Raw genomic sequence first — 22,524 nt, forward strand, 5'->3', positions numbered from 1 at the left:
TCTTTGGCTACAGCTTTTTACCACAGTGACGACAGTACATATGATGGACGCGTTGACTACTCATTAGTTTAATTGCTTGGTTTGCTTCCAATTGACTTAAGCCAAGCTCTATACGAAGGGCTTCTAAATGGGCTTGTTCACTTTTGTCGACATCACCATCGACTAACGCATGCAATACCGCTTCATTGAATGCATCTCGACGTTTGCGCATTTGGTCCGCAAAGCTTGAGGCCAAGAGGCCGGTGGGGATCGCGACCATGCCCATACTGAGTAAAGTGATAAGGCCACCAAAAAATTGTCCAAGCGGGGTGATAGGCACAACATCGCCATAACCCACGGTGGTTAGAGTAGCCATCGCCCACCACATCGCTTTAGGAATGGAGCCAAATTTATCCGGTTGCACATCGTGTTCAATAAGATAAATTCCGCAAGAGGCCATGATTAGCACAACGCTCATGATAAAAAAGGCGGCAAGTAATGAACTCGATTCTTCTTTAAATGCTGCGAGTAGCAACTGCATGGCCCGAGAGTAGCGCGTCAGCTTAAAGATCCTGAGTAATCGAATAACACGTAAAAAACGCAGATCAAAGGTGATAAAGGCCATTAATATGGTTGGCAAAATAGCGATGAGATCAATCACCGCCAGCGGTGATATCAGATACTTTAGGCGCTTTTTCCAATTTGGTATATCCAAATGGCGGTAATCAAGCTTATCGACACAGCACCAAAATCTCAGTAAGTATTCAATGGCGAAGATGGTCACACTGACTAACTCTAAGGTGAGAAAGTAGTGATGGTACACAGTTGCTAAGTCGCGCTCAGATTCCAACACGATGGCAACGACATTGGTTAAAATCAGCGTGATGAGGAAGATATCAACTGCCCGCCCGAGTCGGCGGTATTGCCCTGTAGCCTCGAGCACCGCAGCCGTTTTTTCTCTGATGTGAAGTTGCATCAAGTTGCCAGCATCCCTTATCTTTTTTGTGTTTAGTTTAAGTGTAACACCATCTGAATGGTGCCTTCCTCAAAATCTCGAGATACGGTGAATCCGAGCTTTTTGGCAAGACCTATCATACCGCTATTTTCTGGCAGAGTGATCCCTTCTATACTTTGTACGTTTTGTTTACGACAGTGTTTTATAGCAGCTTCCATGAGTATTCGTCCAAGCCCAAGTCCTTGGCAGTCTGAGCGTACCACTACGGCAAATTCAGCCACTTGGTTATCTGGGTCCATCAATACGCGTGATACCCCAAGCGTTTGGTAGCTAGATTTATTCGGCACAGTGACGATAAACGCCATTTCTCGGTCGTAGTCAATTTGCGTCATTTTGGCGAGTTGCTCATGATTAAATTGCGGCAGCTCGCCAAAAAAGCGGCGGTATCTATCTTCTTTACTTAAAGACTGGTCAAATTCTTGGTGCGCTCTTTCATCCTCAGGACGAATAGGTCTCAAGGTTGCAGGGCGGCCATCTTTTAATGTCACGGTTTTTACCAACTCTCGGGGGTAAGGTCGGATGGCCAAGCGTTTACGGCCTGATACTGGCTCGTATCGTCTTAGCGTAATACTGGCGTCGAGCACTTGGAACTGACCCGAACAGGCCAAAATAGGGTTGAGTTCCATATCAATAATATCGGGTTGGTCGACTACCATTTGAGAGACACGAGTGAGTAGGGCGCACAGACGGTATTTATCGACCTTTTCAGGCAGTGCTCGCTCCTTGATAAAGCCTTTGTCATGGGCGGCTGCAATCAGGTACTTTGCAAGGTTCATATTCAGTGGTGGCAATGCCACCGCAGCTTGAGAGAAATTAAGCCCGGTGCCCGCTTCACCTAGTAAAATAACAGGGCCGACACCGGGCTCGGTTTTTACTGCTATCCGTAATTCTTGTCCACCAGCGCGTTTTGCCATGCGTTGCAAAGAGAAGCCTTCTATTTCAGCTTCGGGTGCCGCCTCACGGATCCGTAGTAACATCGAAAATGCGGTTTGTTCTACTTCTTCTGCATCGTTGAGGTTGAGTACAACCCCACCCACTTCCGATTTAGAAGGAATATCATGGCTTATCAGTTTAAGTGCAACGGGAAAGCCAAGCTGCTGAGCTTGCTCTTTCGCTTCTGAGGGGGTGAGTGCGATTTGTGTCTCTATACATTCTATATCGTAATTAGCCAGCACTTGAGAAGCCAAATGGGTCGCGAGTTTATTGGCACCTGAATTTAAAAAGTCATTGATTAAACGTTTGCTTTGCAGGTGTTGCAGCTGGCCTTCATCACTGTAGGATTCTGGTGTCTGTGTGAGATGTTTTTGGTTTCGGCGGTAGCTCACCAAGTGCATAAAGGCACCAACTGCACCTTCGGGTGTACGATAAGTTGGGATCTTAGCATTTGCGCATACAAGCCTTGCAGCATATGCCGCTTCTTCACCCATAAAGTTTGTCATCACATAAGGGCGTGCCATTTTTGGAATTTTGGCTAGGGTCTGTGCAATGATCTCGGCATAAGCGGTACTTGGCGCAAGCGCTGAAGGAGTATGAATTATCAATAAGTTTTTGACTTCGTCAGCTTTTAACAGAACTTCTAGTGCTTGTTGGTAACGTTTTGGCGAGGAATCACCAAAAATATCTATAGGGTTACAAGCATGATCCGTTTGTGGGATCAGGGCGCTGAGCGCTTGCTTGGTCTGCTCGCTTAGTACCGCCAGTTTGCCTGAGTTCTGTAGTAAGGTATCGACCGCCATAATGCCAGGGCCGCCACCATTGGTTAAAATGGTCAGCTGTTCTACTTGCAGCAATTTGGGGTGTAAAGCAAGGGTTTGAGTGGCAGCAAATAGCTCCCTAAGATCGTTTACCCTCAGCATACCTGCACGTTGGAACATGGCATCATAAACTGCGTCATCGGAGGTATTGCCGCCGGTGTGATTCAGCGCAGCGATTGCGCCAGCCTTGGTTTTACCGGTTTTTATGGCGATGACGGGCTTACTAAATGCAGCGGCTCGAGCTGCGGAAATAAAGCGCCTAACATCGTCGATATTATCAATATAAAGCAAAATAGCTTGGGTTTTTGGATCCCGTCCGAGGAAATCGAGTAGTTCGTCGAAATCGATATCAAGGCAATCCCCAACGGAAACAAAGTAAGAAAAGCCGATTTTTTTATGTTGTGCCCAGTCCAGTATGGTTGAACATACCGCCGCCGATTGTGAAATAAAAGCAAGCTTACCGGGTGCTGCAACCGTATGAGAAAAACTAGCATTAATACCCAAGTGAGGAATGAGTAAACCGAGGCAATTAGGACCAAGCAAGGTGACTTTGGCTATTTTGGCGGCTTCTTTTAATAGTTGTTTATGCTGATTATCGAGACCCGCCGCGATGATGATTGCATGCTGACAACCAATTTCGCCAAGCTCATTGATGATTTGCACTAGGGTTTGTTTGTTGGTACAAATAACAGCGAGATCAGGGACTTTGGGTAACTGTCTAATAGTATTGTAAGCAAGCACTCCATGCACTGCGGTATGTTTTGGGCTGACGGGCATAATGGGCCCTTTAAAGCCGCCTTGCAGCAAGTTACGCATTACAATAAAGCCGGCGCGATCTGGATTGTTAGAAGCACCAATCACCGCAATAGATTGGGGGTTAAAAAATTGGCTAATACGCTTTACGCTCATACTGTTTCCTAGTTCAGCCGCAGCTCATAAGCACCACTCTACCATTTTGCTCGCAGTTTTCGAGTGCAATTAAGGTAGACTTTGATCTATCCCTATAATAATTGTACGAAAACCATGACTGAGGCGTAACGTTGAGGACAAAGATATGTCTACTATGAGTAAATATTTAGCTCCTGCGGCTTTGCTATCACTGGCGGTGATAGTGAGTGGCTGGATGGTAAAATCGACCATTCTAGAAGTAAAAGGAATGGAGCGAACGGTAAGTGTAAAGGGGTTATCGGAAAAGGAAGTAACGGCAGATACGGTGATTTGGCCTGTATTTTATCGTGATGCAGATAACGATCTGGAAGCGTTGGTTGAGCGCACTGAAAAGAAAAACGCAGCTATCCGCGCGTTCTTAACCTTACATGGCTTTGATGCTTCCGAGCTTTCGATATCAGCGCCTTCTATTACAGATAAATACGCCCAAGAGTACGGACAAAATAATCAGGGATTTCGGTATGTGGCAAAAGCTGGTGTGACAGTGTACTCCAATAATCCAGATAAGGTATCGCAAGCGCTAGGGCAGTTAAGTGAGCTGGCCAAACAAGGTATTGCCATCACCAAAGATGATTATCAAAATCGAGTTGAATATTTGTTTACTGGCCTTAATGATATTAAGCCTGAAATGGTGCAAGAAGCCACACAAAAAGCACGAGAAGTGGCGGTCAAATTTGCTAAAGATTCCGACTCTGTACTTGGCAAAATAAAATCAGCAAGACAAGGGCAATTTAGCATTCGCGATAGAGACAGTAATACACCGCAGATCAAAATTGTACGTGTGGTCACGAGCGTAGAATACTATTTATCGGATTAGTATTAGCGCTAACTGCATTGAATTCACTCCAGATGCCAGCTATTGGTGCGTAAATTTGCCTTGCCTACAGGAAGCAGTGTTACCACTAAAACTCTCTGGCTGGACAAGGGGGAAATTAAGGTGAACTTTAAAAACAATAAGTTAGCTTATTCCTTATCCAAGACTCAGGTTGATTACTTTGTATCATCAGTGGAATATCTTAAGCTGAGCCAGAGATAGTGCTTTTCTATCAGCGTGTATTGATTAGATGGGTAGAGCTAGTCAATATAGGCTAAAGGGTAATAATACAGACTTGATGGTAACGATTTGATTTTTAAATTTTTATGTGTTCTCAGGTGGATCATATTTCTTAGTAGTAATTAGCCTGATAAACAAATTGTTTCTCAGTTAAGGCTATACTCAGTGAGCTAACAGCTCTTTATAATCTTTTATGTAATGCTGGTGCAGCAATGTCTAATGACATCGCTGCTCAGTGAGTCAACTAACGATAGTGGCTCGCTTTATTTTTCCTCTTGCTCCTTAAGCACGTAGATCTCACCATCGAAACTACCTTGAATGGTCAATCCTTGGCCTGCCAGTTCCTTGAGATATTCAATATGCTCTTGGGTAATATGTTGACCCGGCACCAAAAGCGGAATACCCGGAGGATACGGGGTGACTAAACCTGCACAAATACGGTTGTTGCTCTTGCTAATAGGCACAGATTCACGTTCACCGTAGAAGGCATCACTAGGAATACAAGCAAGGTCAATAGCGGGTAAATTCTCAGGTAAGCGTGAGCGTCGCGTTGACTTCGATAGTTTTACCTTGCCGCCATCGAGCTTCTTTAAGGCATTGTATAAACGAATGATCTTTGAGCGTGTACCACCCAAGGTTAGTAAGACTAAGATGGTACTGTGGGTGTATTTCTCAATCTCCAGCCCAATTTCGTCTAGCAGAAACTTATGAATATCCTTTAATGAGTATGGCAGTTCACTAATATCGATGAGGATTTTAAGCGGATCATGACCCATATTATCGCCACTAAAATGTGGGAATATGTTCATAAAATCTTGCTTATCAAGCACTTTTATATGTTTGAGCGAGGCCATCTGCTGTTTGAACTCTGCAACATGGTTCAGCAGCGCATTGAGTAATTTATAGCCTTCCATCTCTAACTGCTTTTGGCACACATCCAAAGACGCAATCAGTTGGTATTTTGGCGAGGTGCTGGCGTAGATACTGTAAATCTCACGGAAGAAATCAGCATCAAAATCAGGGTCGTTAATATGGATATAAGACGCCTGCGAAAATGCTGATACGACTTTATGCGCCGAATGGGTGACATAATCGGCACCTGCATGAATGGCGGAGTAATGGCGCAAGCTAGGGTGAAATAGCGAGTAAGCAAACCAAGCTTCATCAATAAAGACTTTGATGCCATGCTGATGGGCAAATTCTACGACTTGTTTTAGGTCGCTCAGCAAACCATCATAGGTACAGCCTGTGAGTACCAGTAGTTTTGCATCGGTATTCTGTTCAATCGCCTGCTTGATGTCAGCCAGTGAAGGCGGTGCGAATATGCCATATTTGGGATTTAAAATGCTCGATAAATAGATAGGGAAACTGGCCGATTGCAAAATGCCATAGTGCACAGACTTATGACAGTTGCGGTCGATGATCACCTTATCGCCCTTGCGAAGTAGGGTTTGCAAAATGATTTTATTCGAGGTGGACGAGCCATTGGTCACGAAGTAAGTGCGTTTAACCTCAAACGTTGCTGCAGCGGACTCCTGAGCGCGGCCAATGGTATTGGTACTGTCTGACAGTGAACCTAACGAATCAACCGATACCGACAAGTCTCCGACAAATACATTACGGCCATAAAACTGATAAAAATCTTTGATATAAGGAGAGTTTCTAAAGCTTGAACCGCCGCTGTGACCTGGAGTATGCCAAGAGTCGTTCGCTTCGCCGACATAACTGCGATACGCCGTCCAAAATGGCGTCTCGGCTCTGTCATCAAAGTCGTTGATCATATACCCTAAAATGGCTTCAGGATCTGAGATAACTTCATCTTTAAAGAAGAAAGACTCGATTTCCTCGGATTCGTTGACTATCTCAAGCCCTTTAGTGTCATCACCAATAACATAAACCGGTAATTCTAGACGAATACTTTTTAATTGCTCGATAAAGCGACTATAGGTTTGTTCGCCACTTTTCTGTTGCACATCCCAACTCAGCACGACAGCTTGAATATCACCATCTTCAGTGACATGCTCCAAGGCTTTTGAAAGTTCGAGACATTCAATAATATCGATTTGAACATCCTCTCGCTCAAAATTAGGGATCGTTTTTGACAGATTGCTTGAGAGCGCTTGCAATACAGCTGGCTCTTGTTCTATTAACAAGATACGAAGGACAGGTAGCATAATGATATTGGCATTAAAATTTAAAGACTTTCATTAGCATAAAGAAAGCGTAGTGATTTGTGAAATCAATACTTTGAAAATGTTCTAGAAATTGTAAAACGGATGTAGGCGAGGAAGTTGTTGCGAGTGATGGAAAGTGTGCTATTCAACATAGGAAACAGGAAGGTTTCGAGTATCAGGCGTGTCTGAGTTAAATTTGGGATAGGGTGTTTTTGAAGGCTGTATTACGATTGCTTTTCAATGATAAATACAGTAGTGATAAAAACAACAGGCCCTAGTAATCATTCAGGCTAACAGATCAATAGGAGTCAAAATGAGATTGGTTAATTATGTTGTGTATGTGTTCTTATTTGGGTGTTTAATTAGCTTCCCTTCATGGGCTGATACAAATAACTTGTCGGGAACATTGGTTGTTGTAAATAAAAAGGGGGACTCGGTTGATTTCATCGATCTTAGCAGCCGAAAAATTAAGCTGACGCTCGCAACCGGCAGAGGACCACATGAATTAGCAATGAGTGCCGACGGGCATACGGCTGTTGTCACTAATTATGCACGTGGCAATAGTCTAAGTGTTTTTGACGTTCGGCAAGCAAAAAAAGTAAAAACCATTGATTTGTCTCGTTATCCAAGGCCACATGGCGTGTTGTTTTTAAAAGACCAAAAACGCGTTGCAGTATCGTCTGAAGGCTCCGACAGTGTGGTAATCGTTGATATAGAGTCGGGGAAAATTGATAAAGTAATAGCAACAGAGCAAAGAGGCTCTCATATGGTGGCGCTGCCGGCGTCTAGCGAGCGTGTTTACACCACAAATATGCGCGCAGATTCAGTGTCTGAATTAGATGTAAAGTCAGGTGCCTTACTTCGCAAAATTTCAATGCCAAAAGTACCAGAGGCTATCACCATAAATAAAAGTGGCTCAGAGCTCTGGGTTGGTAGCAACGATGATGGCTTAGTTACCGTGTTTGATGTAGCAAATGAGCGTATAATTAAACAATGGAAAGGCTATAGCTTTCCATACCGTGTGTTACTTACCCGCGATGAGCAGTTTGCTGTGATCCCAGACTATAGGAATCACACCCTTGATGTGATCGATGCAATGCACAAAGAAAAGCTGCGTCAAATAAAGTTTGAGCCAGGAACAGGACCAAAAGGCGTGATCCTCCATCCAGACGATCGCACTTTATTTTTATCCGCTTACCAAAAAAATAAGGTCCTTGTTATAGATATTGTATCTGGCAAAACCTTATTTGAACTCCCTACTGGTAACGGACCAGATGGAATAGGGTATTCAGCAGTGGTATTGCCTTAGGCTAACCATCACGTCGATACGAATGTGGCTTGAAGTAGGAGCTGCTTTACGCAGCGATCTGTGCTTTCATATCGCTTGAACAATTTTACGAAACAACAAATTCACGGTAACCACCGCAAGTAAAAGTTGTTCTTATGTTAAAATAAAGATTAGCTATCAGTCTTCTCTTTAAACTCACACAAGTCTTCAATAATACAGCTGCCGCATTTAGGTTTACGCGCGGTGCACACATAGCGGCCATGGAGAATAAGCCAGTGGTGGACATCTACCTTAAACTCTTTTGGTACAACCTTTTCCAGCTTTTGCTCGACTGCCACTACATCTTTACCCATAGCAAATTTGGTGCGGTTGGAGACGCGGAATATATGGGTGTCTACAGCAATAGTCGGCCTGCCGAAGTATAAGGAAAGTAGATAACTAAGTTCGTAATCACCTGCTTTAACTGTATGAATATTGTCAATTTTTTAATAAAAATATACACTAAGCCGCCTTGAAGATATCAACCGGATTTGCACACTATTTACTTACTGTAATGGACTCTTAGATATGAAACTTTTCAAATATATTATATTAATCACCACATTCCTTTTAGTAGCTTGTGGAGGTAGCTCGTCTTCGGATGAACCTAAACTTACAACTAAAATAGAAAAAATTAGCTTAAACTCTGAACTGATCAGAGGCCAAAGTACCAGCGCAATAATAGAGTGTGTTGATTGTTTGAAAGATAAAGCCATTTATCGCTGGGAAATTGATAATGTTGTAGTGAGTCAATCTAGTTCATTTACTCCTGATTTTGAGCATTTGGATAAGGCGGTTGTGATCACGGTTCAAGTACCAAGTATTGATCAGGTGATGAGTGATGAAGTCTCCTATCAGGCTGAGGTTATTTCACGTAAAACTAAAATAGAAAAAATCAGCTTAAACTCTGAACTGATAAGGGGCCAAAGTACCAGCGCAATAATTGAGTGTGTTGATTGTTTGAAAGATAAAGCCATTTATCGCTGGGAAGTTGATAATGTTATTGTGAGTCAATCGAGTTCATTAACTCCTGATTTTGAGCATTTGGATAAGACGGTTGTGATCACGGTTCAAGTACCAAGTATTGATCAGGTGATGAGTGATGAAATTTCCTATCAGGCTGAGATTATTTCACGCAAAACCAAAGTCGAATCGCTAGAACTTACAGGGAAGCATACTCCAAACACGACAACCCTTGCGGATTTTACCTGTGATAATTGCCTGTCAGAAACAATATCAATGCAATGGTTTATAGGCGAGAAGTTAGTTGCAACTGGAGCGTCGTTTACACCAGACTTAAATAACTTTGATAAGCCAATCACTATAAAAGCAAAGGTGACTAGTATTGATAACATTGTTAGTGAAACGACTTCATTTGACTTTATCAAGCCGACTCCAATCAGTGGAAATATATACCTATCAGATAAATACATTTTGATGTCTAACGGCGAGCTAATTTTTGATAGTAGCCATGGAATACAGCCGGAAGATGGCAAGAGTGACTTCGTTAATGCTTATTATGGAAAACATGTATGGGGGACGGTTTTAGCTCAAGATACTAAAGGGAAATTTTTTAAATATGGTGACGGCAGAGAATTTTATTCTCATGAAAAAGAAAGTAGCTTTGAAGATATAAAAGAAAAAATAAATAACGTGAAAAGTTACTGGCTAGATTTCTACGGTGAGCACGTTTTAACAAGTGATGGAAAAGTTATTACTTGGGATAACACTCTCGATGATTCAGGTAATTTTGAATACAGTAAAGCCCAATTATCCCAAACAGAGCTTAACGATGTAAAACAAGTTTTGCATTCACTTTATGACTGTAGCAGCTCTGCAAATACTTCAGCAGTGCTTTACAACTCTGGACTTCTTGTTATCGACGGATTTTGGTGGGATAAAAAAGGCTCGCACCAACATAGTTATAAGCGAGTAGAAAAAACGGGTGTAAGTAAGATTCAAGCTGTTAGCTATGCTGGCGGTGGTGGGTACGATGCTGTCGCAATATTTGATGAACAAGATAATGTAGAAATTTGGACATGTAGTAATGAGCCGTTTTTATCTACACTAGAAAATGGAGAATATGCTACAGGTTTTGGAGATTTACAAAATGTAGCCCGTATTATCAGTCCGTTAGGTTCAAAAGCTATTCTTGCGATAAAAAAAGATGGTAGCTTTTCAATCAGAGGTTCTGGTTTAACCTACCATGTTTCGAGTCTAAACACTGAGATTAAGGTAAAAGACTTACTTAAAATTAGTTGGATGTATGTTCTGTTGGATGTTGAAGGTAATATTCATTATTTAGATAGCTATTGGAGCGAATACTTACCTGAACAGTTCCCAGAGTTTTCTTTTGATAACATAGCGTATAGTGTTCCTTCTGATCATTCTAATGGCGTAGTTGTTAAAGAGGACGGTTCGGCTTTACTTATTACACAAAATAATCCACAGACATTACCTTCTGTTAAAGATGTAAACCTCGTAGACAATTTTATGCTAATTACGGATAAAGAAGATAAGCTCATTACCTATTATGAACGTGATAGCGAAAGAGAGTTAGATGCGGATTACTTTTCAAATGGCATTAATCAAATAGAGGGCGTTTCAGAGGTTATAAATTTAGGAAATGGTTATATTATAAAAACAAAGTTAGGTGAGTTTATTTTAGTTCAAACGGGGGGGAGGTCTCTTAGTCACTTTCATGAGAAAATTAATCGGCCAATTGAAGCGGTAGATTAATTATTTTTTTAAAAATTAACGTCCCATAAAAAGAGAAGGCTAATCAGTCTTCTCTTTAAACTCACACAAGTCTTCAATAATACAGCTGCCGCATTTGGGCTTTCTTGCTGTACACACATAGCGGCCATGGAGAATAAGCCAGTGGTGGACGTCCACTTTAAACTCTGTTGGTACAACCTTTTCCAGCTTTTGCTCGACAGCCACTACATCTTTACCCATGGCAAACTTAGTGCGGTTAGAAACGCGGAAAATATGCGTGTCTACAGCAATGGTCGGCCAGCCAAAAGCGCAGTTTAAAACTACGTTTGCGGTTTTACGACCAACGCCTGGTAGCGCTTCTAGTGCTTCACGGTTTTCAGGAACTTCGGAGCCGTGTTTGTCAACGAGGATCTGACACATTTTATAGACGTTATTGGCTTTTGAATTAAATAAACCAATGGTTTTGATATAGTCTCTTAAGCCCTCAAGGCCAAGCTCCAGAATTTTCTCAGGTGTGTTGGCAACAGGGAAGAGTTTGCGTGTCGCTTTGTTTACCCCAACATCAGTGGCTTGTGCTGAGAGGGTAACGGCAACTAAAAGCTCGAATGGTGACGAGTATTCTAGCTCAGTTTCAGGGTGCGGATTTTCGTCCCTGAGTCGCGTGAGTATTTCTATACGTTTTTGTTTATTCATAAGATTTACTTGCTAAATTCAATGACGGTAGCATGCAGTTGTTTTCATTAAGCAGCGATAGTGACGGTATCGCTGCAAATTGGCATTATTACCGCATTAGTTTAAGTTAGTGACCCGTGCTCTTGGGCCTTTTACTTCTTCGGCTGTTGGCGCTGCTTTGGCTTTGAGTTGGGCGTCGATAATGTTTTTAGCAGCAATCAAAAAGCCAAGCCCTAAAAAGGCGCCAGGTGGCAGGATTGCAACTAAAAATTGATGATCGAATGAGAAGATCTCAATACGCAATACACTTGCCCAGTTGCCAAGGAGTAGCTCGGCACCATCAAATAGTGTTCCTTGACCAATGAGTTCGCGCATTGCACCCAGTACAAATAGCACCAGTGCAAAACCTAGTCCCATCATTAAACCATCCCAAACCGATAACAGCGGACTATTCTTCGAAGCGAATGCCTCGGCACGACCAATAATGGCGCAGTTGGTCACGATCAACGGAATAAATATACCAAGGGATTGATACAGACCAAAGGTATAAGCGTTCATGAGCAGTTGAATAACCGTAACAAAGGCAGCGATGATCATCACAAACACGGGAATACGAATGTCTTTTGGCACCCAGTTTCTCACCACCGATACGGTAAAGTTAGAACCAACCAGTACCAGTAGTGTGGCGATACCAAGCCCTAACGCATTGGTTACCGTTGAAGTCACCGCAAGGAGCGGACATAGCCCTAAAAGCTGTACCAGTGCAGGGTTATTTTGCCATGTACCTTCTTGAAAGAGCGATTTTAACTGACTCATTGTGACACCTCGCAAGTATTAGGCGCGTTAAATAGCGCATCAAAATGAGTTTTGGCAAACCATGCGGCCTGATTTACCGAGGTTACCACGGCACGTGGGGTAATGGTTGCGCCAGTAAATGAATCAAATTGACCGCCGTCTTTTTTCACATTCATTTTAGGATCTGCTTCACCTTCAACTTGAACACCGTTGAAAGTCGTTACCCAAGCCGATTTTGCCAGCTCGACCTTATCACCAAGGCCTGGGGTTTCTTCATGGCGCGTTACACGCACACCTGAGATCAGACCTTGTCTATCGATAGCGGTTAAGACATCAATATTGCCACTGTAGCCTTTGGGGGTGATGTGTCTCACTAAAAGAGCTGAGGGTTCGCCATTGAGTCTGGCTCTGTAAATTGTGTGCGGGCCACCAGGGCCGAGTTCTAAGGCGTTGCTGGTGGTGCAATCCAAATACAAAGTATTGTCGTACTTATCTGCTGCAATAACCTGAGAAAGTAGTTGCATCAGGTGCTGCTGCTCTTGGCTGGCAATTTTATCTTTAGTGAGGTCATTAATCAGTGCGACCGCTCCTGTTGTTGCCAGTGCAAATGCCGCGAGGATGATGCCATTTTTCTGCATCGATTGAATTATCATGATTTAGCTCCATGACCATAAGTACGAGGCTGAGTGTAATGATCGATAAGTGGTACTGCCATATTCATGATCACAACTGCAAATGCAACGGCGTCTGGGTAGCCACCAAATTGACGAATAACATAGACAGTAAAGCCGATTGCCGCGCCGTAAATCAGACGACCTAAGTTAGTGGTGGAGGCCGACACCGGATCGGTGGCAATAAAGAAGGCACCAAGCATAGCGCCACCACTTAACAAGTGGAATAGGGTGCCGGGCTCTGATTCAGGGGCAATGATATAGCCAATCGCACTAGCAAGGCCAAGACTGGCAATAAAGGCTACAGGAATATGCCAGTTGATCACTTTGGCTTTTAGCAGATAAAGACCACCTAGCAAAAAGGCCAGGTTAACATATTGCCAACCAAGTCCCGCAAGTGCTCCAAAACCCTGCTTACTCATCGCCTCATTCACGGTTAAGCCTTGCGAGACTGCGGTTTTTACCGAGTCTAATGGCGTGGCACCAGTCGCACCGTCAATCACCCCTGCACGCCATACGTCAAGTGAGACACCTTGGCTGGTGGACTCGGTAAAGATCATCGCGAGTTGGTCGACAAAGCTTAGCGACTCTAGCGTGAGCGCTTGAATAGGTGACCATGAAGTCATTTGTACAGGGAAGGAGATCAGCAATAATACATAGGCCGCCATGGCCGGGTTGAAAAGGTTAAAGCCTAGGCCACCGTATAGCTGTTTTACAATTGCGATGGCAAAAAATGCGCCAATGACAGTTATCCACCAAGGGGCTAGCGGCGGAATACTGATGGCCAGCAGCACAGCAGTGAGCCAAGCACTACCGTCGCTGAGGCTGGGCCATATCGCTCGACCTCTTAGCTTTAGCACTAGCGCTTCAGCAAGGCTTGCGGTAATAAGGGCCAAAGCCAACTGGATCAATACACCAAAACCAAAATAGTAGGTTTGGACTAAGATCCCGGGAATACAGGCTGCCATGACGGTCATCATGATTTTGTTGACCGACTTATGGCTATGATTGTGCGGGGATGAGGCCATGGTTAGTTTCATGACGGTTCATTTCCTTCTTGTTCTTTCGCTTGCTTCTTCGCTTTTGCTCTTGCAATTGCGGCTTTAACGGCGGCTTTTTTACGTGCTTCAGGGCTAAGTGCTTGTTGCTGCTCAGATGTGCCCTCAGCATCTTGCTCTGTACCGCTGGAGTCTGTTTCTGATCCCGCCGTTGGCTCATTTGCTTCTTTGTCTTGCTCACTCACGCTTTCGCCAGCTTCTTGTGCCTCTTTAGCGGCTTTTTTGGCCTTAGCTCTGGCAATTGCGGCGGCCACGGCGGCTTTGCGTGGATCTTCCTCGGCGCTTGCCGTTGGAGCGGCTTCTGCTTGTTCGCTCACGCTTGCGCCAGCTTCTTCCGCCTCTTTAGCGGCTTTTTTGGCCTTAGCTCTGGCAATTGCGGCAGCAACGGCGGCTTTACGTGGATCTTCCTCGGCGCTTTGTGTTGGAGCGGCTTCTGCTTGCTCGACTGTGCTCTCGCCAGCTTCTTGTGCCTCTTTAGCAGCTTTCTTGGCCTTAGCTCTGGCAATTGCGGCGGCAACGGCGGCTTTGCGTGGATCTTCCTCGGGGCTTTCCGTTGGAGCGGCTTCTGCTTGTTCGCTCACGCTTGCGCCAGCTTCTTCAGCCTCTTTAGCTGCTTTCTTGGCCTTAGCTCTGGCAATTGCGGCAGCAACGGCGGCTTTACGTGGATCTTCGTCAGCGTTATCGGTTTGAGCGCTTTGAGCAGCGTCTGCTTGCTCGCTTATGTTCTCGCCAGCTTCTTGTACCTCTTTAGCAGCTTTCTTGGCTTTAGCCCTGGCGATTGCGGCAGCAACGGCGGCTTTACGTGGATCTTCCTCGGCGCTTTCTGTTGGGGCGGCTTCTGCTTGTTCGCTCACGCTTGCGCCAGCTTCTTCCGCCTCTTTAGCAGCTTTCTTGGCCTTAGCTCTGGCAATTGCGGCAGCAACGGCAGCCTTTTTATCGCTTGGCGCTGCATTGGCTTCAGGTTCAGCTGTGTCTTCTGCGGCTGCTTTTTTGGCTTTAGCCCGGGCGATTGCAGCAGCTACGGCTGCCTTTTTATCATCTGCTGCGGCTGGCTCAGATTCAGGCGCAGTTTGGGCCGCGGCTTTTTTCGCCTTAGCGCGAGCAATGGCGGCGGCTACTGCATCTTTTTTATCTGTGCTTTCAGGCTGGTCAGTTTTTTCTTCTTTATATTTACGCGCCTGCGCTTTGCGTTTTGCACGCTCTTCAGCAATGGCGCTGTTATCCGGCTCTAACTCGCCGTTCTCACCTCGTTTGGCTTTGGCGCGTGCAATCGCAGCTTGGACCGCGGATTTATCTGACTGCTTATCTTTAACGCGTGAGAGTGCTTCTTGCACTTTTTCTTTATCTGCGGCTTTTGGTGCAGCGCCCGCCGAACGGCGTTTATGTTTATTTTGGCGTTCTTCTTGTTCGCGCTCTAAGCGCTCTTTTCTTGCCTCAAAACGCTCTTTAGCACGCTCTGCTTTGACTTGTTCGAGCTTTTGTTCGCGAATATCGGCTTTGGCTACACGATAGTATTGCACCAAGGGAATTTCGCTCGGGCAAACATAAGAGCACGCACCACATTCGATACAGTCAAAGAGGTTGTATTCCTCTAACTTTTGGTACTCTTTGCCTTTAGCAAACCATTGTAACTGCTGTGGTAATAAGCTTTGAGGGCAGGCATCTGCACAGGCACTACAGCGAATACATGCCTTTTCATCACCCGGGATCGCAAGTTCTTGGTTGTCTGGCGCGAGTATACAGTTGGTGGTTTTGACCACAGGGATCCTAACCGATGGTAAAGTAAAGCCCATCATTGGACCACCCATGACGACGCGCTGCGCCTCTACTGGCGAAAAGCCTTGTGAGTCTAGCAGGTGCTTTATTTCAGTGCCGAGTAAAGCCCACACGTTGCTTGGCTGAGTAATGGTATTACCAGTTACGGTAACTACGCGCTCAATAAGTGGTTTACCCTCAAAAATGGCTTGCCAAATTGCGAACAGTGTTCCAACGTTCTGCACCAGTACGCCGATATCCGCTGGTATTCCAGCACTTGGTACTTCTTTGGAAGTTAATAGCTTGACCAGTTGCTTTTCACCACCAGAAGGGTATTTGGTTGGCACACTACGGACTAAGATATTCTGATTATGCTGAGCCGCCACGGTGATAGCTGCAATAGCCTCAGGTTTATTATCTTCTATGCCAAACAGCACTTTTTGTGGCTTCAATATACCTTGTAGCACTTCGACGCCTGCGATGATTTCTTTGGCGTGCTCACGCATCAAACGATCATCGGCTGTAATATATGGTTCGCACTCAATGCCATTGACGACTAAAAACTCAATGGGCTTTGGGCTGTCTGCTTTAACATAGGTTGGGAATCCCGCACCGCCCATACCGGCAATACCAGCTTGGTGGATAATATCGATAAGCTGTTTGTTATCAAGCGTGCTAATGTCGCTAATAGGATTCAGTGGTGTCCACTTATCTTCACCGTCTGGGTGCAAAATAATACTGAGCTCAGGTAGCGCGGATGGATGCGCCGACGGCATCGGTTTTATCGCTTCAATGGTGCCAGATGTGGGGGCGTGAATGGGCAGCGACCAGTTCGTGCCTGGAGCCGTCAATGCTTGACCCTTAAGGACGTGATCGCCAGAGTTAACTAACAGGCTACCATTGGCACCAATGTGCTGCTTTAGTGGCAGGATTAGTTTATCAGGCAAAGGTAAACGAGCAATCGGTTGCTGGTTGGATAATGTCTTTTGCTCTGGTGGATGGATGCCACCTGGGAACTGCCACAGTTTTCCGCTTTCTATTTGTTCAAGTAATGTTTCCACTTAAACCTCTTAATCAATCTGTGTCACAGGAATGGCGTCTAGCTGCCACTTCCACGTTTGCTTGGTCTGTGCAACCGGGATCATATCAATACAATCGACCGGGCAGGGCTCGACACACAGATCGCAGCCTGTGCACTCGTCGATGAGCACGGTGTGCATTTGTCTGGTTGCACCAACGATAGCATCCACGGGGCAAGCTTGAATGCATTTGGTACAGCCAATACATTCGTCTTCACGAATGTAAGCCACTTTCTTGACCGGCTCTGCGTCTTCTCCGCCAGCCAGTGGCTTTGCTTCTACGCCCATTAAGTCCGCCAGTTTTTTCACTGTAGCTTCACCGCCGGGAGGGCATTTATTTACGTCATCGCCATTCGCAATCGCTTCAGCGTAAGGTCGACAGCCGGGATAGCCACACTGGCCGCATTGAGTTTGTGGCAGAATAGCGTCTATTTGTTCAACAATTGGGTTGCTTTCAACTCGGTATTTCACTGCTGCATAGCCAAGCACAATACCAAAAATAAGCGCCAGCGCACCCAGTGCAAGTAATGCGTAAAGTAATGTCATATCTAAAACTTAACCAATCCAGAAAAGCCCATAAACGCAAGCGACATAAGTCCTGCGGTGATCATCGCTATCGATGCGCCTTTAAAGGGTGTCGGCACGTCAGCGACAGCCAAACGCTCACGCAAAGCGGCGAATAGCACCAAAACCATAGAAAAGCCAACCGCGGCGCCAAAACCATAGACTGCAGACTCTAAAAAGGTGTGGTCTTTTTTGATATTAAGTAGTGCGACGCCTAGTACAGCGCAGTTGGTGGTGATCAAAGGTAAGAAAATTCCCAGTAATCGATACAAGGTTGGACTGGTTTTACGTACCACCATCTCTGTAAATTGCACAACCACAGCGATAACCAAAATAAAGCTCATCGTTCTTAAAAAAGTGAGATCGAGCGGCAATAAAATATACTGATTGACCAAATAGCTGGTGACTGAGGCTAGCGTAAGAACAAAGGTGGTCGCTAACGACATTCCCACTGCGGTATCCAATTTTCCAGATACCCCCATAAATGGACATAAGCCCAAAAATTGGACTAAAACGAAGTTATTCACCAGCACGGTGCCAATGAGCAACAAAATGTATTCGGTCATTCCTGCCTCTATAACTTATTCACTTTATGCGGGTTTTCCCGTCAAATCGAGGTGATAGTTAACTGTATTAAAGAACTTACTAGGTGCAAGTTTTGACTGGATTTAATTCTGCTAAAAATACTTTTTAGTAGAATTAAACCGATAGCACCGTTCCGCTTTGAATTTTTTAAGTGAAAACATGTGCTTTGCTATCATTTAAGCTAGCGTCTCACATTTTATGAGGCTGTAGCTTGTCATGTAATGCTGACAGTTTTCATTCAGTTATTAGCAAGTAATCCTAATTCAGAGTTTGCTTATCAGGCTAAATATATGATTTTTTAGCAATAAAATCATGGTGATAGAGTGATTTTATTGCTAGATATTGGATTACCGCTAGCGCCGAAATAATCTTCAAGCTTATCTTTGTGAACTTCTTAAGATCCCATGGACAAACTTGAATGATAATTCCTGCCAATAGTAACACAGATTGTAACAGGTGTGGCAAATGATAGTGTGCGAAAGTCAGCGTAATGGCAGCGGGAAAGTGAGGGGTAAAGAAGCTGCCCTTAGAGCTTTTTGCGAGCTTGGATAATAGGTGAATTATCCAAGCTCTGGTTACTTAGATTTCTTTCGGCTTTTCGATGTAATAGCCTTGTACACCGTCCAAACAAAGCGTTTCGACTATATGTTTCTCTTCTTGGCTCTCGATACCTTCGGCAAATACGTTGACACCGATACGGTGCGCAAGGTCAACCATTAAACGCATAAAGTATTGATTATTCTTGTCTTCTTCAAGACCACGAGTATAGCTCGCATCCATTTTGATATAGTCAGGTTTTAAGTCTCTAAAAAACTTAAACGACGTTAAACCCACACCAAAACGCTCAACGGTGATACGAGCGCCGGCACGATGCACCATGTCAATAAAGCGCTTACTGGCTTTAATATTTTGCTGTAAGCCAAACTCGCTAACTTCAAATACCAGTTTAGAGGCGAGATTGGTTTCTTTTAACAAACGACGCTCTAACCAGATCACAAATTGATCGTTATGAGCGCTCGATGCGGTGACATTGATCCCAAAATACTTTTCATTAAAGTTACGCGTTTTGATAAGTTCTAGCGAGGTGTCGATGATCAGCTGATCAATCTCGATGGCCATTTCCAGCTTTTCCGCCATGGCAAGGAAAGAAGCCGTTGGTAGCATCTGTCCTTCTTCAGTTTTGAAGCGAGACTGGATCTCAGCATAGGCCTTAGAATTTTTACCAATTGGCATGATATTTTGCATCATCAAGCTAACACGTTTGCTGTTGATCACATCGCGGATCACGCGACGCCAGTTTTGGTTGCCAAATCCAGCACTAACGTTATTCACTAGGTCAGATTCACGCTGAATATGCCAAGCATTGGCTTGCTTGCTTTGTGCCATACTCATGGCATTATCAACAACCGAGAGTAGCTCTCCAAGTGGTTTACCGTTCTCGTAAGGTACAATCCCAGTGTTTGCAACCGATGATAGTTCTTGGTTTTGCTGGAACTGAGTAAAACGCGCTTGCAGTGTTTCACCAAACTCTTCCGCTTCTTTACTTGGCACATTGGGTAAGATCACTGCAAAATCGGAACTATTTAAACGGAACACCTGGCTGCCGGCATAAGTACCGGTGACGTGTTTGATGATATCCGATACCGACTTAATGTATTCATCACCTTTTTGATAACCACGAGTTTGGTTAATGACCTGCAATTCAGAACAGCGGATCATCGCCAACGAGCCAAATGCCTTTTTAGCTGATGACTCGATATACTGCTCGTAATGTTCAACGAACATATTGCGGTTGCCAAGATCGGTGACTACATCTTTATACGCTTCTTGCTTGATAGTGTGAGCGGCATTTTTAATGTCTTCTTGCTTTGACTTTAAAAAGCTAGCTAATCGTTTAAAAGAGGGGACTAAATCATGCCCGAGTTCCGCCACTTTGCCATCATTAAAATCAAACTCAATATTGTCGGTAACTTGGTTTTGTGTGATGTATGAATCTACCGCACTGGCCACGGTCATACTGACGTTGCGATTGAGCTTCTTATAGACGCCTTGCATAAAGAAAACAGGAATAAAGGCAACTAACGCTGAAATAACGATAAGTAGCAGTAGGGCTTGTTGTAGTAATTGCGCCTGACTTTGTGCATTGATCAAGAATTCAATTTTGATGTCTTTGGTATCGTTAACAGCAAATTGGGGGCGAATAGCATTGATATTTGATTCTATGAGTTCGGCGATAAAGGGGAGGTTGCTTGGTGTGTTGACTTGCAAAACAGTTTGGCCGTCAAAGTCTCGTACGATAAAAGTTGAGAAAACATCCCCGCTATTTAAGGCCTGACGGATATGTTCAGGAGTAACTTCAGTGAGTTTCTTATCCTTTATATACTCTGTCACCATGGTATGGGCACTTTGTTGTGCTTTGTTGATTGCAGAGTCAAAACTTGTTGCGAAAAAAAAGCTACCAATCAAGGAGAATAATAGCCAAGAGGTGACTTGGAGTACGATAAGTTTTTTAAAACCAGCCATAGTACGCTTCTTAAAGAGAGTTATTCCATAGTATCGGGTGCATTGCCAATTTCTTTATCAAATTCATCGGTTTGATTTTTGTCTGGTCGATAAATTGCAGAGAAGGTTGTTATTCGGGCAAATGCAGTGAGAATATTGCTTGTAGAGTAGTGTAAATGCTGGAAAAAGTCTAATGCTTTCGTGGAATTGGCTCCCCCTCCCCGACTCGAACGGGGGACCTGCGGATTAACAGTCCGTCGCTCTAACCAACTGAGCTAAGGGGGAACAATTTGGAACTTTAGGAATGCTCTTTTGAGCACTATCTTATTGATTGGCTCCCCCTCCCCGACTCGAACGGGGGACCTGCGGATTAACAGTCCGTCGCTCTAACCAACTGAGCTAAGGGGGAACTACAATAAAATGTTGACTTTCCGGTGAAGGAGTGGCTCCCCCTCCCCGACTCGAACGGGGGACCTGCGGATTAACAGTCCGTCGCTCTAACCAACTGAGCTAAGGGGGAATAGTCAAGTGTGAGAATTTGGCTCCCCCTCCCCGACTCGAACGGGGGACCTGCGGATTAACAGTCCGTCGCTCTAACCAACTGAGCTAAGGGGGAAGCGTATCTCTCAACGGGGCGAAATATTAATGACGACATTGCAAGGTGTCAACCACTAAAATCACAGAAACGTAAAAAACTCTACTAAGCGATGAATTAATGCGCTATTTGTTGGCTTTTTAGCTTGTTTAGTATTATTGATATAGGTCCTGTTGACCTTTGCGGTTTGATTTTTGTTCCCCTGAGTGGGTTTTGAGCGCGGCGCTCGACTTGCCGCCTAGTAATCTAAGCAAAAGTTGAGTGATAGGTAATTTATCATCGTTAATATAATGACTCTTAGCGAGTTTCGGTTTCAAAAACCTCATATCATGAAGAGCTGCAAAATATGAAATAGAAGCTGTTGTATAAAATTCCTAAATCATCATGTAGGGGGATGTCGAATAAAATTAACATATACAGTGTTTACTGTTTATCTATACAGTGATATATTCTGTTTAATGTATTTTTTGAACGTTTTGTTTGAATTATATCCCTAACTGCTCATTTTATGATGTTTTCTTGAGATCTTTAAATCATTGCAATTGTCACGTGAATGAGATCAATGAGGGTGAATAGTGTGATATTGATAATCTCTATTTAAACGCGGTGTAGCAAACAGTAAGTAGTTACTATCGTCAAAGTGAGAATCAATAAATTAATAAAAAGTTCAATTAAAACAGTTGTATATGTGATCCTCGTTATTTTTAGTAGCTAGATGCTTTTTACTTCCAGAAGCAAGGTTAGTCTAGAGATCTAAATTGATCCAGTTGTTGTTTTAAGAATGATCACACTAAACTCGCCGTTGATCAAAATTACTCCAAGCTGAAAACCTTTATTCTATTGGCTTGGAGCGACTTATCCACGGAATCTGTGGATAACATTGTTTATTATTATTTGAGAAGTATTGCAAGACTATGAAATTAGGGCGCTGCAGCCGTTTCAAGTAAAATTCGATAAATATTTAATTTCAACAATATCAATAGCTTATATTTGATTGGTTATTTTTGTTTATTTGTTGCTCAGTGTGAAGCTTTTATGAACTTTTTACCTTTTTGGTTGTGCAAAAAACATGCTACTTTGCAAGCGAGGTTGTAACTTTTTTGTCAAAACTTACTGAATCGTTATTTTCAACACTAAACCTTAATCCTGTGACGTAACACAAGCTTTTTATAGGTAACTGTTGCTAATTTAGACTTTATAACGACTCTTAACGTTTCCCGCATAGCGTCAACATCTTGAATAGCATACAATGAGCCGCTTAAAGTATCAGAAATAGGTT

General features: G+C 43.9%; 14 protein-coding genes, 4 tRNA genes and 1 pseudogene. 3 read left to right on the forward strand and 16 right to left on the reverse strand.

From position 1 onward, the window contains the following. Nucleotides 1–7 precede the first annotated feature (7 nt). Together PNC201_RS03905 and PNC201_RS03910 are read right to left on the reverse strand one after the other, a co-directional pair. Complete coding sequence (locus PNC201_RS03905) at nt 8–955, reverse strand: ion transporter (RefSeq protein WP_102056235.1); 948 nt, start codon at nt 953–955, stop codon at nt 8–10. Between the two features lie 32 nt (nt 956–987). After that, nucleotides 988–3,657, reverse strand: a complete 2,670-nt coding sequence (locus PNC201_RS03910; RefSeq protein WP_102056236.1) for a bifunctional acetate--CoA ligase family protein/GNAT family N-acetyltransferase — start codon at nt 3,655–3,657, stop codon at nt 988–990. Nucleotides 3,658–3,802: 145 nt separating this feature from the next. On the opposite strand from PNC201_RS03910, the gene PNC201_RS03915 reads away from it, so the two are divergent. Beyond that, nucleotides 3,803–4,513 carry an SIMPL domain-containing protein gene (locus PNC201_RS03915; RefSeq protein ID WP_010607381.1) on the forward strand — a complete coding sequence of 237 codons (711 nt, stop codon included), beginning with the start codon at nt 3,803–3,805 and terminating at the stop codon, nt 4,511–4,513. Between the two features lie 500 nt (nt 4,514–5,013). On the opposite strand, the gene PNC201_RS03920 is transcribed toward PNC201_RS03915, so the two are convergent. Beyond that, on the reverse strand, nt 5,014–6,924 hold the full coding sequence (locus PNC201_RS03920) for an aminotransferase class V-fold PLP-dependent enzyme (protein ID WP_010607380.1): 1,911 nt from the start codon (nt 6,922–6,924) through the stop codon (nt 5,014–5,016). Nucleotides 6,925–7,237: 313 nt separating this feature from the next. On the opposite strand from PNC201_RS03920, the gene PNC201_RS03925 reads away from it, so the two are divergent. Beyond that, the gene (locus PNC201_RS03925; protein ID WP_102056237.1) at nt 7,238–8,233 is read left to right on the forward strand and encodes a YncE family protein; all 996 of its coding nucleotides are present in this window, start codon (nt 7,238–7,240) and stop codon (nt 8,231–8,233) included. 149 nt (nt 8,234–8,382) lie between these two features. Here the strand turns inward: PNC201_RS03925 and PNC201_RS03930 are convergent. Further along, nucleotides 8,383–8,646: pseudogene (locus PNC201_RS03930) on the reverse strand (endonuclease III); the annotation flags it as partial. 133 nt (nt 8,647–8,779) lie between these two features. On the opposite strand from PNC201_RS03930, the gene PNC201_RS03935 reads away from it, so the two are divergent. Continuing rightward, nucleotides 8,780–10,990, forward strand: coding sequence for a hypothetical protein (locus tag PNC201_RS03935; RefSeq protein ID WP_102056238.1), 2,211 nt, complete (start codon nt 8,780–8,782; stop codon nt 10,988–10,990). Between the two features lie 39 nt (nt 10,991–11,029). Here the strand turns inward: PNC201_RS03935 and nth are convergent, their stop codons facing one another. The 12 genes from nth to PNC201_RS03995 form a co-directional block, all read right to left on the reverse strand. After that, a complete protein-coding gene (nth, locus tag PNC201_RS03940) occupies nt 11,030–11,662 on the reverse strand; it encodes an endonuclease III (protein ID WP_102056239.1) in 633 nt (210 codons plus the stop codon). 96 nt (nt 11,663–11,758) lie between these two features. Then, the gene (locus PNC201_RS03945; RefSeq protein WP_010370368.1) at nt 11,759–12,457 is read right to left on the reverse strand and encodes an electron transport complex subunit E; all 699 of its coding nucleotides are present in this window, start codon (nt 12,455–12,457) and stop codon (nt 11,759–11,761) included. Beyond that, on the reverse strand, nt 12,454–13,089 hold the full coding sequence (gene rsxG, locus PNC201_RS03950) for an electron transport complex subunit RsxG (protein ID WP_102056240.1): 636 nt from the start codon (nt 13,087–13,089) through the stop codon (nt 12,454–12,456). Before rsxG ends, PNC201_RS03945 begins: the two co-directional genes overlap by 4 nt. Then, nucleotides 13,086–14,147 (reverse strand): electron transport complex subunit RsxD, encoded by a 1,062-nt coding sequence (rsxD, locus tag PNC201_RS03955; protein ID WP_102056241.1) that lies wholly within the window; start codon nt 14,145–14,147, stop codon nt 13,086–13,088. The genes rsxG and rsxD overlap by 4 nt, the downstream gene beginning before the upstream one ends. Continuing rightward, nucleotides 14,144–16,981: an electron transport complex subunit RsxC gene (gene rsxC / locus PNC201_RS03960; protein ID WP_102056242.1), complete on the reverse strand. Its 2,838-nt coding sequence runs from the start codon at nt 16,979–16,981 to the stop codon at nt 14,144–14,146. The genes rsxD and rsxC overlap by 4 nt, the downstream gene beginning before the upstream one ends. Before the next feature lie 9 nt (nt 16,982–16,990). Beyond that, on the reverse strand, nt 16,991–17,545 hold the full coding sequence (gene rsxB, locus PNC201_RS03965; protein WP_010370380.1) for an electron transport complex subunit RsxB: 555 nt from the start codon (nt 17,543–17,545) through the stop codon (nt 16,991–16,993). 2 nt (nt 17,546–17,547) lie between these two features. Then, on the reverse strand, nt 17,548–18,129 hold the full coding sequence (rsxA, locus tag PNC201_RS03970; protein ID WP_010370383.1) for an electron transport complex subunit RsxA: 582 nt from the start codon (nt 18,127–18,129) through the stop codon (nt 17,548–17,550). A 598-nt stretch (nt 18,130–18,727) separates the two neighbouring features. Further along, nucleotides 18,728–20,671: an EAL domain-containing protein gene (locus PNC201_RS03975; protein ID WP_102056243.1), complete on the reverse strand. Its 1,944-nt coding sequence runs from the start codon at nt 20,669–20,671 to the stop codon at nt 18,728–18,730. Between the two features lie 187 nt (nt 20,672–20,858). Next, a tRNA-Asn gene (locus PNC201_RS03980) sits at nt 20,859–20,935 on the reverse strand. Between the two features lie 47 nt (nt 20,936–20,982). Continuing rightward, nucleotides 20,983–21,059, reverse strand: a tRNA-Asn gene (locus PNC201_RS03985). A gap of 34 nt (nt 21,060–21,093) precedes the next feature. Continuing rightward, nucleotides 21,094–21,170: transfer RNA gene (locus PNC201_RS03990), tRNA-Asn, on the reverse strand. Between the two features lie 19 nt (nt 21,171–21,189). Continuing rightward, nucleotides 21,190–21,266: transfer RNA gene (locus tag PNC201_RS03995), tRNA-Asn, on the reverse strand. Nucleotides 21,267–22,524: the final 1,258 nt, after the last annotated feature.

Source organism: Pseudoalteromonas sp. NC201 (assembly GCF_002850255.1).
Lineage (GTDB): Bacteria > Pseudomonadota > Gammaproteobacteria > Enterobacterales > Alteromonadaceae > Pseudoalteromonas.